Raw genomic sequence first — 15,980 nt, 5'->3', positions numbered from 1 at the left:
TTGTTTTCGTCCTACAGGAATGCAGCGCGGTACTGCCCCGGTGTGGCGCCCAGCGCCTGGCGAAAACGATTGCTGAAATGGCTGGCGCTGGCGAAGCCGCAGGCCAGCGCCACCTCGCTCAGAGCAGGGGCTGGTTGACGTAGCATCTGACAGGCACGTGCCAGGCGCCGGGCCAACACATAGCGATGAGGTGGCAGGCCGAAGCTGCTCTGGAACATGCGCGCGAAGTGGTATTCCGACAGGGCACAAAGCGCGGCCAGCTGGCTCAGCGGCAGTGGCGTCTCCAGATGCTGCTCGATGAACTCGCGCACACGCCTGCGTTGCAGCGGTGCCAGGCCACCCTTGAGGCGCAGGCCCTGGCGCAGGCCAACCTGGTTGAGTAGCGCATGGTCGAGCAACTGGTGAGCCAGGCTGCTGGCCAGCAGGCGTTCGCCCGGTTCCTGCCAGTCGAGGGTGCACAGCTGGCGGAAGCGCGCGGACTGTTCGGCGTCTTCGAGAAAGGTCGCTTCTTCCAGTTGCAGGCTGCGCGGTTCGCGATCGAGCAGGGCGACCGCGCCAAGGGCGAACTGCTCCTGCTCTATATAGAGGTGGGCAAGCTGAATCTCGCCATTGATGATCCAGGCCGACTGGTGTTCGGCCGGCAGGATGCACAGTTTGTCTGGAGCGCCCTTGTTGCCGGGTTGCTCACGGCGAAAGGTGCCAGTGCCGCCACTGAGGTAGCACGACAGCGTGTGGTGGCTGGGGGCAAGGTAGTCACGCGCATCATGGGCGTTGCTCCAGCGTGCCACGGCCATGCCGTTGCCCAGTTCGGCCATGGCGTGCAGCCGCGCGTTGGGCGAGCGGCTCATGCTCTGGAATACCTGCAGATGTTCGAATTGCGCCATCACCATCTCCCGAATGCGGCCATGCTACGCCTGCCGACAGGCAAAACCAGAGGCGAAGAAAAAAATGCGCAAGTTTGTGAAAGTCTGGGGTCGTAATTGCTGGAACGCCTTTGAATGGTGCTTAAGTTTTTTTGCACCAACCCGCGGCGCGGCGCGAGGACTCGGAGTATCGTGGCGGCCATTCAAACAATGATTCGCATCCCGGATGCCGCTCTCGATGAAATACCTGCACCACTTCGCTCTTGCCTCTGCCTTGATCCTCCCCAACCTGCTGGCTGCCGCGCCTTCGGTCGATGACAAATCGGCCTTCATCGCCGATCTGGTCGGCCGCATGACCCTGGAGGAAAAGGTCGGCCAACTGCGTCTGATCAGCATTGGCGGCGACATGCCGCGTGAGCGCATCCGCGAAGAGATGGCCGCGGGGCGTATCGGCGCCACCTTCAACTCGGTGGTACGTCCAGAGAATCGCCCGATGCAGGAGGCGGCGCTGCGCAGTCGCCTGGGTATCCCGGTGTTCTTCGCCTACGACATCATCCATGGCCATCGCACTACTTTTCCGATTGGGCTGGGGCTGGCCTCGAGCTGGGACATTCCTGCCATCGAGAACAGCGCGCGGGTCGCGGCCTTCGAGGCCAGCGCCGATGGCCTGGACATGACCTTCGCGCCGACCGTCGACATTTCCCGCGATCCGCGTTGGGGCCGCACGTCCGAAGGTTTCGGCGAGGACCCCTACCTGGTTTCGCGCATTGCCGCCGCGATGGTTCACGGTTATCAGGGTAAGGATCCCAGCGACCCGCAGCGCATCATGGCCAGCGTCAAGCACTTCGCCCTGTACGGCGCGGTGGAGGGCGGGCGCGACTACAACGTGGTCGACATGAGCCCTATGCGCATGTACCAGGATTACCTGCCGCCTTATCGCGCGGCCATCGATGCCGGCGCCGGCGGGGTAATGGTGGCGCTGAACGCGATCAATGGCGTGCCAGCTTCGGCCAATACCTGGCTGCTGCGTGATCTGCTGCGTCGCGACTGGGGCTTCAAGGGCGTGGCGCTCAGCGACCATGGTGCGATCACCGAACTGCTGCGCCATGGTGTGGCCGCCGATGGCCGTGAGGCTGCAAAACTGGCCGTCACGGCAGGAGTCGGCATGAGCATGGCCGACACGCTCTACGATCAGGAACTGCCTGCTTTGGTGCGCAGCGGCGCGGTGCCGCAGAGCGTGCTGGATGAAGCCGTCACCCATGTACTGAACACCAAGTACGACCTTGGCCTGTTCCACGATCCGTTCCGCCGCATCGGCCGCGCCGAAGACGACCCGGCCGACGTCAATGCCGAAAGCCGCCTGCACCGCGCCGATGCGCGGGCCATGGCACGCAACTCCCTGGTGCTGCTGGAAAACCATGGCGACACCCTGCCGCTGAGCAAGAAGACCACTGTCGCGTTGATTGGCCCGCTCGCCGATTCGCCCGTGGACATGCTCGGCAGCTGGTCGGCGGTCGGTGTGGCCGAGCAGGCAGTGACCCTGCGCAAGGGCGTGGAGGCGGCCCTGCAAGGCCAGGGCAAGCTGCTCTACGCCGTCGGCGCCAACGTCACCGACGATGCCCATGTGATCAATTACCTCAACCAACTCAATTGGGACCGCCCTGAAGTCGTGCTGGACAAGCGCACGCCGCAGGCGATGCTGGAGGAGGCTGTGCGTGTGGCCAACCAGGCCGACGTCATCGTTGCGGCGGTGGGGGAGGCGCGCGGCATGTCCCACGAGTCGTCCAGCCGCACCCGCCTGGATCTGCCTGACAGCCAGCAGGCGCTGCTGCGTGCGCTCAAGGCCACTGGCAAGCCGCTGGTGCTGGTGCTGATGAACGGCCGCCCGCTGGCGCTTGGCTGGGAGAAGGAAAACGCCGATGCGATACTGGAGACCTGGTACAGCGGTATCGAGGGCGGCAACGCCATCGCCGACGTGCTGTTCGGTGAGCACAACCCCTCCGGCAAGCTACCGATCACCTTCCCGCGTTCGGTCGGGCAGATTCCCACCTACTACAATCATCTGCGCTTGGGCCGTCCGTACACGCCCGGCACGCCTGGCAACTACACCTCGCAGTATTTCGAGGAGCCCAACGGCCCGCTGTATCCGTTTGGCTACGGTCTGAGCTACAGCGACTTCCAGCTGTCGGCGCCGAAGCTGTCCGCCGAGCGCATGACGCCGGATGAGAAGATTCGCGTCAGCGTCACGCTGAAGAACGCCGGGCCAAGGGCTGGCTCCACTGTCGTGCAGCTGTACCTGCACGATGAGGCCGCTTCGGTGATCCGTCCGGTGAAGGAACTCAAGGATTTTCGCAGGGTCAAGCTTGAAGCAGGTGAGGCGCGCGAGCTGAGTTTCGAGATCGACGAAACCATGCTGCGTTTCTACAACGCCAGCCTGCAGCATGTCAGCGAGCCAGGTGCCTTCCGTGCCCAGTTGGGGCTGGATTCGGAGACCGTGCAGGAGGCGCGTTTCGAACTGTTGCCACGCCAATGAGGGCGTGGCCCAAGGAGGCGAAAAATATACTCGCGCGAGCACCTGTGCCGGACTTCACGATCTGGTAATAATGCGCAGAAAGAATCCGCGCATGCGGAGACGTCACCGTTCGGTTGGCTGTCTGCATCGTGCTCGCGTTGTGTTTGTACCATTCGCCCGTTTTCAACTCCCTGCAGCGGCCGCCCCTGGGCTTGCCGCTGCTTGTCAGTACGTGTTGCCCTGGAGGCTGTGTGTCGATGAGTCGTTGTTCTGGAGCCCGTATGGGCAAGGCCGGCAAGCTGGCCCTCTGTGTGCTCCCTCTGTTGTTCGCTGCCCAGAGCTGGGCCTTTGATCTGGATGATGTGGCGGTCAAGGCCAAAGCGCTTGCCGCCGAAGGCTACAGCGCGCCGCAAAGCAATCTGCCGGCTGCGCTGCGCGAATTGCCGTTCGCTGGCTATCAGAAGGTGCGCTTCCTTGAGGAAAAAGCACACTGGGCTGATGGCAAGACGCCGTTCCGGCTGTACTTCTTCCACCAGGGCATGCACTTCGATGTACCGGTGAAGATCAACGAAGTGACCGCCGAAGGCACCCAGGAAATCAAGTACGACCCGTCGATGTTCGACTTCGGCGATCTCAACCTGAACCCGGATGACCTCAAGGATCTCGGCTTCGCCGGTTTCAAGGTAATCAACGAGATCAACACCAACGGTAGGCACGATGAAGTGATGAGCGTGCTGGGCGCCAGCTACTTCCGTATCGTCGGCAAGGGCCAGGTATTCGGGCTCTCGGCGCGTGGTCTTGCCATCGACACGGCGCTGCCATCGGGTGAGGAATTTCCGCGTTTCACCGAATTCTGGATCGAAAAGCCGCAGCCCGACCGCCGCAGCCTGGTGATCTACGCATTGCTTGATTCGCCACGGGCCACCGGCGCCTACCGCATGGAATTCAAACCGGGCCGCGACAGCGTGCTCGACGTGCAATCGAAGGTCTACCTGCGCGAGAACGTCGAGAAACTCGGCATCGCGCCGCTGACCAGCATGTACCTGTTCGGTGCCAACCAACCCTGGCCACGCCCCAACTACCGTCCGCAACTGCATGATTCCGAAGGCCTGGGGATTCATGCCGGCAACGGCGAGTGGATCTGGCGTCCGCTGAACAACCCGCAGCGCCTGAATGTCAGCAGCTACCGTATCGATAACCCGCGTGGTTTCGGCCTGATGCAGCGCAGTCGTGATTTCAGCCAGTATCAGGATCTCGATGATCGCTACGAGCTGCGGCCGAGCGGCTGGGTGGAGACCGTCGGTGATTGGGGGGCCGGCCATGTCGAGCTGGTGGAAATTCCCACCCCGGATGAAACCAACGACAACATCGTCGCCCTGTGGCGCCCGGAAAAGCTGCCGGCGCCGGGTGAGGCGCTGGACGTGTCCTATCGTCTGCACTTCAGTCGTGACGAGGCCAAACTGCACGACCCGCAACTGGCCATGGTCAGTCAGACCCGTCTGTCGGAGGGTGATATCAAGCAGGCCAACCTGATTCGCCAGGCCGACGGCAGCACCGCGCTGGTGATCGATTTTGTCGGTAAGGAACTGGCCAAGCGCTCGCCTGATGCGGCACCGCAGGTACAGGTCAGTGTCGATGACAACGCCGAGTTGCTGGAAGAGAACCTGCGTTACAACCCGGTGAGCAAGGGCTGGCGTCTGTTGCTGCGGGTCAAGGTCAAGGACCCGGCGCAGCCGGTGGAGATGCGTGCCGCGCTGGTCGAGAACGGCAAGCCTGTGTCGGAAACCTGGAGCTATCAGCTGCCTTCTCATGAATAACAGCCTAGACGCTACTCAGATCCAGGATTACCTGGGCGAACTGCCGCTCGATCATGAGCGGCAGCAGGCACTGGCTCATCGCCTGGAAGAGCAGGGCGGCGATCTTGCCACCCTGCATCGTGCCCTGCACGAGGACGACCTTGCGGCCGCCGAGCCTCTGGAAGAAACCCGCGAGATGCTCGAGTCGGTGCCGGCCCGCCTGGCGCTGGGCTGGCCGGATGCGCTTGAGCGTGGCTGCCGCATCGTCCAGGATCATCAGGGCCGGCCCACCATCGATTCGACGCCGCCGATCAAGCGCACGCGCATGGTGCCGGAGCCCTGGCAGATCAACATCCTCGATCGCGGCTGGCGTCGCTTGAAAGGCGAAAAGCCGGCACCACGACCCCGCACGCGCGAGAGCGAGGACTTTACCGAGGAGCGCTGGCGGCATGTCGCTGCGGTGCGCCGCACGGCACTGTTGGTGCTGATGATCGCGCAGACCGTGGTCGCCACCTGGTACATGAAATCGGTACTGCCCTATCAGGGTTGGTCGCTGGTTGATCTGGGCCTGGTATTCGAGCAGCCGTTGCACGAGTCGGCGCGGCAGATTCTGCCTTATGTGGTGCAGACCAGCATTCTGGCGCTGTTCGCCCTGTTGTTCTGCTGGGTGTCGATGGGCTTCTGGACCGCGCTGATGGGCTTCTTCCAGTTGCTCAAGGGCCGTGATCGTTACAGCATCTCGGCCAGCAGCTGCGGTGATGAACCCATTTCACCCCGGGCGCGCACTGCGCTGGTCATGCCGATTGCCAACGAGCATGTCCCTAGGGTGTTTGCCGGTCTGCGCGCGACCTTCGAATCGCTCAAGGCCACCGGGCAACTCGAGCATTTCGATTTCTTCATCCTCAGTGACAGCAACGACCCGGACATCTGCGTCGCTGAACAACAGGCCTGGATGGAGCTGTGCCGTGAGGTGGAAGGTTTCGGCCATATCTTCTACCGCCGTCGCCGGCGTCGGGTGAAGCGCAAGAGCGGCAACATCGACGACTTCTGCCGGCGCTGGGGCAGCAACTACCGCTACATGGTGGTGCTCGATGCCGACAGTGTGATGAGCGGCGAATGCCTGACCCGCCTGGTACGCCTGATGGAGGCCAACCCGGGTGCCGGCATCATCCAGACCGCGCCCAAGGCGTCCGGGATGGACACCCTTTATGCGCGGCTGCAACAGTTCGCCACCAGCGTCTACGGACCGCTGTTCACGGCTGGCCTCAACTTCTGGCAGCTGGGTGAGTCGCACTACTGGGGTCACAACGCGATCATTCGGGTCAAACCCTTCATCGAGCACTGCGCCCTGGCGCCGCTGCCGGGCACCGGTTCCTTCGCTGGCGCGATCCTCTCCCACGATTTCGTCGAAGCCGCGCTGATGCGCCGCGCTGGTTGGGGCGTATGGATCGCCTACGACCTGCCGGGCAGCTATGAAGAGTTGCCGCCGAACCTGCTCGACGAGCTCAAGCGTGACCGCCGCTGGTGCCACGGCAACCTGATGAACTTCCGCCTGTTCCTGGTGCGTGGCATGCACGCGGTACACCGCGTGGTGTTTCTCACCGGGGTCATGTCCTACCTGTCCGCGCCGCTGTGGCTGTTGTTCCTGGTGCTCTCGACCTGCCTGCTGGCGATTCATACGCTGATGGTGCCGGAGTACTTCCTGCAGCCCAACCAGCTCTATCCGCTGTGGCCGCGCTGGCAGCCACACGAGGCCATCGCCCTGTTCTCGGCGACCATGACCCTGCTGTTCCTGCCCAAGTTGCTCAGCGTGCTGCTGATCTGGATCAAGGGCGCGGAGGCCTACGGTGGTCGTACGCGGGTGCTGTTGTCGATGCTGCTGGAGGCCTCCTGCTCGGTGCTGCTGGCGCCGGTGCGCATGCTGTTCCACAGCCTGTTCGTCACCGCTGCCTTCCTCGGTTGGTCGGTGCAGTGGAACTCGCCGCAGCGCGTGGATGACTCGACCCCCTGGAGCGAAGCCTTCCGCCGTCATGGCACCCAGGTACTGATCGGTATCAGCTGGACCGCGCTGGTGGCCTGGCTCAACCCGGACTTCCTCTGGTGGCTGGCACCTATCGTCATTTCACTGGTGCTGTCGCCGGTGGTCTCGGTGCTGACCAGCCGCACGGCACCGGGCCTGGCAGCGCGGCGCTGCAAGCTGTTCCTGATTCCGGAAGAACACAAGGTGCCGGTGGAGCTGAGCAACACCGCCGAGTACGAGCAACTGAACAGCTCACGGGCTCTGCGCAAGGGCTTCCTGCGTGCAGTGGTCGACCCGCTGTACAACGCCCTGGTCTGCGCCATGGCCCGTGCCCGCCACGCCAAGGTGGTGCCGGCTGCCGAAGCGCTGCGCGACGAGCGTATCGATGAAATCCTCAGCGCCGGGCCTGAGGGTAAGGTCGAGGCGACCCGCTGGCGTCTGCTCAACGATCCTGACGGCATGGCCCGCCTGCACGCGCGCATCTGGCAGGAGCCGCAATATCACGCCTGGCGCGAAGCCCTGCGCGACGTCTGATCATCCGTCACGCCCCCGCCTGCCGGGGGCGTGACGTGATGCCCTTCTGACATACCCGCTAACATCTATAGGCGCATCAACGCTCTGCTGCGCGGCACCATTGCGTCTGGGGCGGGTCTTTGCCTCGGATGGGGCATTCGGCCGTCTGGCCCGAACACCGTTTTCGTACATGACATTGGAGAGGAACCACGATGTCGAATCTGCATGATTCCGCGCAGCGCTATGGTGCGGTTACACGCTGGCTGCACTGGGGTATGGCCGTTTTGCTGGGGTGGCAATTCTTGACCGTACTGGCGCATGCCCTGATGGAAGACAGCGCGCTGGATAAATTCCTCTGGGGGACGCACAAGGCGACCGGGCTGTTGCTCATGGTGCTGGTGGTGATTCGCCTGCTCTGGGCGCTGTACAACAGCAGCCGCCGGCCGGCCCCAGTCAGCACACTGGCACGCTTCGGCCATCTGGCGTTGTATGGCCTGCTGTTCGTGATTCCCTTTGTCGCGCTGCTACGCCAGTACGGCTCGGGCCGCGAGTTCGTCGCCTTCGGCATGACCATCATGCCCGGCTTCAGCGACGCCAAGATCGAATGGATGATCGCGCCCGCCAGCCTGCTGCACGGCAACCTCGGCTGGCTGCTGCTGTTCATGGTCATCGGTCACGCGGCCATGGCGTTCGTCCATCGCCGCCAGGGCGGCGAGGACGTGCTGGCGCGAATGATCGGGCGCTGACTCAGGGTGGTATGGCAAAAGGCTTACACGGGCTGGCGGCAACCACCACTGTTGCCATTGCGAGCCGATCTCTAATCTACACACATCCCCTGCAGCGACGGATCGCTGAGGATCAAGGACGATGACCAAGTCAGGATTGGCTACCGACAGGATGTCGGATGGTTGGGAAGAAACCCGCTTAGGCGGGTTTTTTGTTGCCTGCGATTTTTATACTGCGCCGGCGCCTTCACTTCTCCTTGCCAATGAATGCCAGCAGTGCCAGCAGCGGCAACCCGGCGGCCAGTAGCGCCGCGCCTGACCAGCCGAAGCGCTCGTAGATCGGGCTGGCCAGTGCCGAGCCGATGGCGCCACCGACGAAGATGCTGGTCATGTACAGCGCATTGAGCCGGGCGCGGCTCTGCGGCTCCAGTGCGTAGATGCTGCGCTGGCCGAGCACCATGCTCATCTGCACGGCGAAATCCAGCACGATGGCAGTGACGACCAGGCCGATCCAGCCCAGTCCGGCGCTCAACAGGTTGGGAGCGAAGGCCAGTGGTGCCAGGATCAGCGCCACCAGGCTGGCGCGCCAGGTATGGCCGGCATCGGCCAGACGCCCGGCGATAGGCGCCGCGACTGCGCCGATGGCGCCGGCCAGGGCGAACAGGGCGATGTCCTGCTGGCTCAAACCGAGGTGACGCGCCAGTTCCAGCGGCGCGACTGTCCAGAACAGGCTGAAGCTGGCGAACATCAGGCCCTGATAGAGCGCACGGCGGCGCAGTGTCGGGTAGCGGCGCAGCAGGTGGATGAGCGAGGCCAACAGTTGCCCGTAGCTGGCGCGGTGGCTGGGAGCGTGGCGCGGGATGCTGCTGATCACCAGGGTGATCAGCAGCATCAGGGTGGCCGCCATCAGGTACACCGCACGCCAGCCAAACTCGCCTGCTACCAGGCTGGCCAGCGGCCGAGCCAGCAGGATGCCGAGCAGCAGGCCGCTCATGATGTTGCCCACCACGCGGCCACGGCTGGCCTCCGGCGCCAGGTTGGCGGCCAGTGGAATCAGCATTTGTACCGAAACCGAGCTGAGACCGATCAGCAGCGCCAGGCCAAGAAACACATCCGGCTGATTCGCGAAGGCCGCCGCCAGCAGGCAGAGCAGGGCGGCTGCGGTGGTGATCAGCATCAGTCGGCGGCTTTCCAGCAGGTCGGCCAGCGGCACCAGGAACAGCAGGCCGAGGGCATAGCCGATCTGCGTCAGCGAAACGATCAGGCTGGCGCGCTCGGCGCTGAGGCCGACATCCGGGGCGATCAGCTCGATGATCGGCTGGGCGTAGTAGAGGTTGGCGACGATGGCGCCGCAGCACAGGGCGAACAGCAGCACCAGTGCCTGCGGCAGGGCTGGCGACTCGCTCGTGAGTGAGGAGGTCTGGCTAGTCATGATGGGATCTCGGTGAGAGGGAACGACAGGCGCAAGGTTAGGCAGGCGACGTCAGGCGGAGAAGCCGTCGAATCGGCAACAGTGCGTTGCGCACTGTGCAAAGGCATTCAGCGCTGCAGCAGCGCCTGAAGGAACTCACTGAACGCGGCGATGCGCTTCGACCCCCGGTGATTGGGCAGGTACAGCAGATGAATAGTGCCTTCGTGCGGGCCAGGGGCAACTTCGTAGTCGGGCAGCAGGCGCTGCAGCTTGCCACTGTCCACATCATCGCGTACCAGCCAGTCCGACAGCAGTGCCACGCCCTGACCGGCCACGGCTGCCTGACGCAGGATATCGGCGTTGTTGCTGCGCAGGCTCCCCGTGACCGGCACCTGCAAGGTCGTTCCGTCCTGCTCGAAGCGCCAGTAGTGCGCCGGGCTGCCGTAGTCGTACTGCAGGCAGGTGTGCGCCTGGAGTGCATCCGGATGTTCGATGGGCGAGGTGCGTGCCAGATACTGCGGACTCGCCACCAGCCAGCGCGTGAAACTGCCGACGCGCTGGCTGACCACGTCGTCGCTGACGATGGCAGAGCCCAGTTGCCGCGCCGCAGCGGAAAAACCACCGCAGCGAACGGTGGCGACGAAGGTGCGCAGAGCCAGCAGTTTGTCCATGGAAACGCCCGAAATACCGATCAGCCTGAAGCTTGCGCGATTGGCCGGCTCGCTGCCAAGCATTGCGTGGCGCCCTGGGCCTTGCGTGTGTACCACAGCACCCGGCTTACGCCACGGGTGATGGCCACATAGGCCAGGCGCCGGGCTTCGTCCTGCATGGCCTGGTCGTAGCTGCCGGCGAAGAAGCCGCAGTGGGCGTAGAATGCGTTGCGCAGCGGGTGCTTCTCCACCGGCAGGCAGTCGTCGAGGATGATCGCTACTTCGGCCTGCAGGCCCTTGGCGCGGTGGATGGTCATGGCTCTGACCGATAGCGCCTTGTCCAGTTGCGCGCGCACCTGCTGCAGTGGCTCGTTGCGCCGGCTGAGCAGCAGCACAGCGGTGCGATCCGCGTTGGCACGCTGGCTGACGTGCTGGCACTGCGCGGTGATTTCCTTGAGCAGCGCCGGCAGGTCGCTGGCCAGGTCGAAACGCTGGATCAGCCTGACGCCATGGTCGCCCGGTTGCATCGCCTTGGCAGCGACGCAGGTCTTGGCCTGCTTGTTGTGCACTTCAGCGAGCACTTTTTCGCCATCGCGGATCACCGGCTCGATGCTGCGGTAGTTGGTGCCCAGCAGCAGGGTGCTGCTCTTGCTGCGACCACGGCTGGGGAAGTGCCGGTCGAAATCGATGAACAGCTCCGGCGAGCTGCCGCGCCAGCCGTAGATCGATTGCCAGTCGTCGCCGATGGCCATCAGGCTGATGCGCTCGCCCGCCGCGTGCAGGCGGCGATGCACGGCCTGCAGCCACAGCACGATCTGCGGCGAGATGTCCTGGAATTCGTCGATCAGCAGGTGGCTCAGGGCGAGTAGGGCCGGGCCGGGTTTTCCATTGTCGGCGTTTTGCAGGCGCTCGCTCAGTTGCGCGAAGGCACCGTTGAAGCTGATCAAGCCCTGGCTCTGCAGTAGGGCGCTGAAGTGCTGGTGGAAGCGTTGCATGGCCTCGATGAAGTCGCGCTCGCGCGTGGAACAGCCCAGGGCTTTCACGTCCAGGCGGTCGAGACGAATCCCCAGGCTCTCGGCGAAGTCGATCTGCCCATGCAGCAGCTCGAACAGTGGCAGGGCGGCGAATTCGCCAGGCAACTTGCAGGTATCCAGTGGCGCCTTGGCTTTGCCCTTTGGTGGCTCCTCCGGGGCTGGCAATTTGAGCAGGCGGTGAGTCAGGACGCGAAAGCGCGCGTCCTCTGCGTAGGCATTCTGATAGGCCTGCTTGAGCAGGCGTTGCTGCGCGGGGCGCAAGCGCCCGCCGGTGAGCGGGTTGTCCGGTTCGTCGCAGGGGTCGTCCAGTTGCTCGAACCAGCGCGGGTTGCCCAGGTGTTCCTTGGCCAGTGTGGCCATGGCCGCATGGAAGGTGCGTACGCACTGGCGCGCATCGTGCGGGTAGTGCCAGAAGTCGAGCAGACGTTGCAGGCGCTCGCGCAGCTCGTGGCAGGAGGCGTTGGTAAAGGAGATCACCGTCAGTCGCTTGGGGTCGACCTCCAGGTGGCAGAGCAGGAACACCACACGTAGCACCAGTGTGCTCGACTTGCCCGAGCCGGCGCCGGCGAAGATGCGTGCCAGCGGCGCGCGACAGAGAATCATCGCCCACTGTTCGTCCGACGGTGCGCCGATCAGCCTGGCGTTCACCGCCTGCGCCACGCGTTCGCGCATCGCCTGTACCTGAGCGTCTTCGACCTTCAGCCGGGTGCCGGGGTAAATCCCTGCAGGGCCGGGTTTACCGCTGTCAGTCTTGCGACCGCTGGCTTTCTTGTTGCCAGTGGACTTCTTCTTGCTTTGCTTGCGCGCAGGTTTACGTGGCTGCGCGGCTTCGCGCTCGGCACGCAGGTAGGCGGTGGTGTGAGGGAAGTAGCGGGCGAGGGCGCTGGACAGCAATTGTTTGTAGCGCGCGACTGCAGAAAGCATGCGTTGAGAATGACCTGACGGATAAAACCCGCATGATAAAGCCTGCAGCGCGATGGCAGGCAGTGATGGCACAGCGATAAATGCGCAACTTTGTGCAAGCGCCTGGCGCCTATCGCTTCCAGACTGTGCTCAGTCTTGGGAGATACTCGATGAACCTGTCGCTTTACCTGCTGACCGTACTGATCTGGGGTACGACCTGGATCGCCATCAAATTTCAGATGGGCGAGGTGGCCGTTGCCGCTTCCATCGCCTATCGCTTCGCGCTGGCATCGCTGGTGCTATTCGCCATGCTCTGGTTCAGCGGCCGCCTGCAGCCGCTGGATCGCCGTGGTCAGGGCATCTGCCTGGTGCAGGGGTTGTGCCTGTTCTGCCTCAACTTCCTGTGTTTCTACACCGCCAGCCAGTGGATACCCAGTGGCCTGATCGCGGTGATCTTCTCCACCGCCACCCTGTGGAACGCGATCAATGCAAGGCTGTTTTTCAAGCAGCGCATCGCCGCCAACGTGCTGCTCGGTGGTGCGTTGGGGCTGGTCGGTCTGGGCTTACTGTTCTGGCCGGAGCTGGCTGGGCACCAAGCCAGCCGCGAAAGCCTGCTGGGCATCGGCCTGGCGCTGCTCGGCACGCTGTTCTTCTCTGCTGGCAACATGCTCTCCAGCCTGCAGCAGAAGGCCGGGCTCAAGCCGCTGACCACCAACGCCTGGGGCATGCTCTACGGCGCGCTGATGCTGGTGGGCATCTGCCTGGTCAGCGGCACGCCGTTCGCCTTCGAGTGGAACGCGCGCTACGTCGGCTCGTTGTTGTACCTGGCGATTCCGGGCTCGGTGATCGGCTTTACCGCCTACCTGACCCTGGTCGGGCGCATGGGGCCGGAGCGCGCGGCTTATTGCACGGTGCTGTTCCCGGTGGTGGCGCTGAATATCTCGGTATTCCTCGAGGGCTACCAATGGACGCCCCCGGCGCTGCTCGGCCTGGGCTTGGTGATGCTGGGCAACGTGCTGGTGTTTCGCAAGCCGAAGCCGGTACTGACCGAGGCGAGGGTATAGGGTCGATCGAAATGCTGGTTGCTCATCGTAGAGCGGACTCATCAGGAGCGCCAGCGAACAGTCCGCCGATCCATGCCAAGCCTGAAAACGGCGTACTGCTTCGCGAGTACGCCCTACGTTAACGGATCGATGCCCGGTACCGTCCCATATCCCGCGAATCAGTGCGTAGTGCGGACCGGGACGCCGGCCGCGCGTAGCGCCAGGGAACAGCGTGTAGGGCGGACTCAGGAGCGCCAGCGAACAGTCCGCCGGTTCATGCCGAGCCTGGTACCGAAACGCTCCATTGAAACTTAAACGGCGTACTGCTACGCGACGACTGCATGGATGCAGGAGGTAGAGCGACGCAGGAAGCCAAAGCCGAGTACGCCCTACATCACTACATCACTGCCTGGGTGATCAACTCCCGCGAATCAACTTGCGCAGCATGAAGCGATTGGGGTGGCAGGCCTCGGCCACCTCACGTGGCAGCGGCAGGGGCTCGTTCTCCAGCCAGGCAGCGATCAGCTCGCCGGCAAGCGGCGCCGTGATCAGCCCGCGCGAGCCGTGGCCGCTGTTGATGTACAGGCCGTGCAGCCAGGGGCAGGGCGCGTCCGGCACCTGGCGGGCGTCCTTGGCCAGTACCGCATAGGTCTCGGTGAAGGTTTCGGTATCGGCCAGCGGCCCGACTATCGGCAGGTAGTCCGGGCTGGTGCAGCGGAACGCGGCGCGGCCTTCCAGCGTCGCTGGGTCGAGTGTCTGTGCATCCAGGCGTTCGGCCAGATCCGTGGAAATTTCCCGCAGCAGCTCCAGGTTGCCGGCATGCTCGGCCACGCTGGGTGTGAGGTCGTCGCTGTGGAAGTCGAAGCTGGCGCCCAGGGTGTGCTCACCGTCGCGTGGCGGCGCGACATAGCCTTCGGCGCAGACCACGGTGCGCAGTTGACTGCTGAGCGAGTTGGCCGGCAGGCGGCTGATCTGCCCACGGATGCGCTTGAGAGGCAGGTTCGCATCCGGCAACAGGCGGCCGATTTCGGCGGCGCAGGCCAGTACCAGCACCGGGGCTTCGACCAGCGTGCCGTTCGGCCCGTCGACGCGCCAGCGGTCATCCTGCCGGCTCAGGCTCAGCGCCTCCTGGTAGGGGCGCAGTTCGATCAATGGGTGTTGCACCAGTTGTCGGCACAGCGCCGGTGGGTGTACCCAGCCGGCGTCGGGGTAGAACAGACCGCCAGCCGGCAGACCAATACCGGCCAGCGCTTCGGCCTGCTCGTGCCCCACGGCGTGCAGCAGATCGGCCGGGAAGGCGGCGGCCAGCTTGCCCTGGCGCGCGGCTTCCTTGTCATCGAAGGCCAGCTGCAGCACGCCGCAAGCGTCCCAGTCGGCACCGCGCTGCAGGCGTTCGAGCAGCCGGCGGGTATGACTGAAGCCAGCGACGATCAACTGCGACAACGCGGTGCCATGGGCCGAGAGCTTGAGGTAGAGCACACCCTGCGGATTGCCCGAGGCCTCGCAGGCAACTGCCGCGTGGCGCTCCAGCAGGCTCACTCGCCAGCCGCGCGCTGCCAGGCTGGCGGCAGTGGCGCAGCCGGCCAGACCAGCGCCGATCACCACCGCGTGTTTTTCCTGCGTGGGGCGAGCGGGGCGGGCGAACCAGGGCTTGCCGACGGTTTGCGGCTCACCGATGAACTGCCCTTTAGCCACTTCCCATTTTTTGCCCAGGCCTGGCACGCGTTTCATCTTGAAGCCGGCTTCATTCAGTGCGCGCCGTACCCGACCGGCGCTGGAAAATGTACCGATGGTTGTGCCGGGGGCCGACAGCCGCGCCAGTTCGGCGAACAGCTCGGGCGTCCACATTTCAGGGTTCTTCGCCGGGTTGAAACCGTCGAGAAACCAGGCGTCGATGCGCGCATCCAACTGCGGCAATTGCTCCATCGCGTCGCCGATCAACAATGTCAGCACCACTCGACCACTCGCCAACAACAGGCGCTGGAACCCGGGGTGAATGGCGCGGTACTGCGCTAGCAGTTCTGTGCTGAACGGTGCCAGCTCCGGCCACAGGGCCAGGGCGCGCTGCAGGTCGTCGTGATGCAGCGGATATTTTTCGACACTGACGAAGTGCAGACGCGCGCCAGCGGGTGCCTGTTGCTCGAACAACTGCCAGGCGCAGAGGAAATTCAGCCCGGTGCCGAAACCCGTTTCGCCGATGTTCAGGCATTCACCGTCGGCGAGAGCGGCGAAGCGCGCCGCCAGATCGTTGTTGGCGAGGAAGACGTAGCGCGTCTCTTCCAGGCCGTTTTCCTGGGAGAAATAGATGTCGCCGTAGCTGCGCGACAGAGGCTGGCCGCGCTCGTCCCAGTCGAGCTGGGCGTGATGGGTGTCTGACATGGCTGGGTTCCGCTGGATCGTGCGGCGATTCTACCGTGCACAGATGTCGTGGCGCTGGAACAAGGCAGCGTGTCGGCGGGCAAAGCGTTGGATGTTCCGTTAGGCTGTGAGGATGGTTCCAGGGAGGTTGC

The 15,980-nt window shown here is 64.1% G+C and carries 10 protein-coding genes; 5 read left to right on the top strand and 5 right to left on the bottom strand.

Annotated elements, in window-relative coordinates; all coding sequences use genetic code 11:
• Window positions 1–11: 11 nt before the first annotated feature.
• Window positions 12–884: a helix-turn-helix domain-containing protein gene (locus BLT86_RS11770; protein WP_055986750.1), complete on the bottom strand. Its 873-nt coding sequence runs from the start codon at window positions 882–884 to the stop codon at window positions 12–14.
• Between the two features lie 217 nt (window positions 885–1,101).
• On the opposite strand from BLT86_RS11770, the gene bglX reads away from it, so the two are divergent.
• The 4 genes from bglX to BLT86_RS11750 all read left to right on the top strand — a co-directional run bounded on the left by bglX (window position 1,102) and on the right by BLT86_RS11750 (window position 8,450).
• Complete coding sequence (gene bglX, locus BLT86_RS11765) at window positions 1,102–3,396, top strand: beta-glucosidase BglX (RefSeq protein ID WP_197676100.1); 2,295 nt, start codon at window positions 1,102–1,104, stop codon at window positions 3,394–3,396.
• Window positions 3,397–3,656: 260 nt separating this feature from the next.
• Window positions 3,657–5,192: a glucan biosynthesis protein G gene (locus BLT86_RS11760; RefSeq protein WP_092376877.1), complete on the top strand. Its 1,536-nt coding sequence runs from the start codon at window positions 3,657–3,659 to the stop codon at window positions 5,190–5,192.
• A complete protein-coding gene (mdoH, locus tag BLT86_RS11755; RefSeq protein WP_092376874.1) occupies window positions 5,185–7,725 on the top strand; it encodes a glucans biosynthesis glucosyltransferase MdoH in 2,541 nt (846 codons plus the stop codon). The genes BLT86_RS11760 and mdoH overlap by 8 nt, the downstream gene beginning before the upstream one ends.
• 191 nt (window positions 7,726–7,916) lie before the next feature.
• Entirely contained in the window at window positions 7,917–8,450 is a 534-nt protein-coding gene (locus BLT86_RS11750; protein WP_021490214.1) for a cytochrome b, read from the top strand.
• A 226-nt stretch (window positions 8,451–8,676) separates the two neighbouring features.
• On the opposite strand, the gene BLT86_RS11745 is transcribed toward BLT86_RS11750, so the two are convergent.
• From BLT86_RS11745 to BLT86_RS11735, 3 genes are all read right to left on the bottom strand, one after another.
• Complete coding sequence (locus BLT86_RS11745) at window positions 8,677–9,861, bottom strand: MFS transporter (RefSeq protein ID WP_092376871.1); 1,185 nt, start codon at window positions 9,859–9,861, stop codon at window positions 8,677–8,679.
• A gap of 107 nt (window positions 9,862–9,968) precedes the next feature.
• Window positions 9,969–10,511 carry a LysR family transcriptional regulator gene (locus tag BLT86_RS11740; RefSeq protein WP_092380402.1) on the bottom strand — a complete coding sequence of 181 codons (543 nt, stop codon included), beginning with the start codon at window positions 10,509–10,511 and terminating at the stop codon, window positions 9,969–9,971.
• Window positions 10,512–10,531: 20 nt separating this feature from the next.
• Complete coding sequence (locus BLT86_RS11735) at window positions 10,532–12,448, bottom strand: DEAD/DEAH box helicase (protein WP_092376869.1); 1,917 nt, start codon at window positions 12,446–12,448, stop codon at window positions 10,532–10,534.
• A gap of 149 nt (window positions 12,449–12,597) precedes the next feature.
• On the opposite strand from BLT86_RS11735, the gene BLT86_RS11730 reads away from it, so the two are divergent.
• Window positions 12,598–13,491, top strand: a complete 894-nt coding sequence (locus BLT86_RS11730; RefSeq protein ID WP_092376867.1) for a DMT family transporter — start codon at window positions 12,598–12,600, stop codon at window positions 13,489–13,491.
• A 396-nt stretch (window positions 13,492–13,887) separates the two neighbouring features.
• Here BLT86_RS11730 and mnmC read toward each other — a convergent pair whose 3' ends face one another.
• Window positions 13,888–15,849, bottom strand: coding sequence for a bifunctional tRNA (5-methylaminomethyl-2-thiouridine)(34)-methyltransferase MnmD/FAD-dependent 5-carboxymethylaminomethyl-2-thiouridine(34) oxidoreductase MnmC (gene mnmC / locus BLT86_RS11725; protein WP_092376864.1), 1,962 nt, complete (start codon window positions 15,847–15,849; stop codon window positions 13,888–13,890).
• Between the last annotated feature and the right edge of the window lie 131 nt (window positions 15,850–15,980).

This window comes from Pseudomonas sihuiensis (assembly GCF_900106015.1).
Classification (GTDB): Bacteria; Pseudomonadota; Gammaproteobacteria; order Pseudomonadales; family Pseudomonadaceae; genus Aquipseudomonas; species Aquipseudomonas sihuiensis.
The sequence above is the reverse complement of the archived record's forward strand: the minus strand, read 5'-3'. Positions and strand labels throughout refer to the sequence as shown.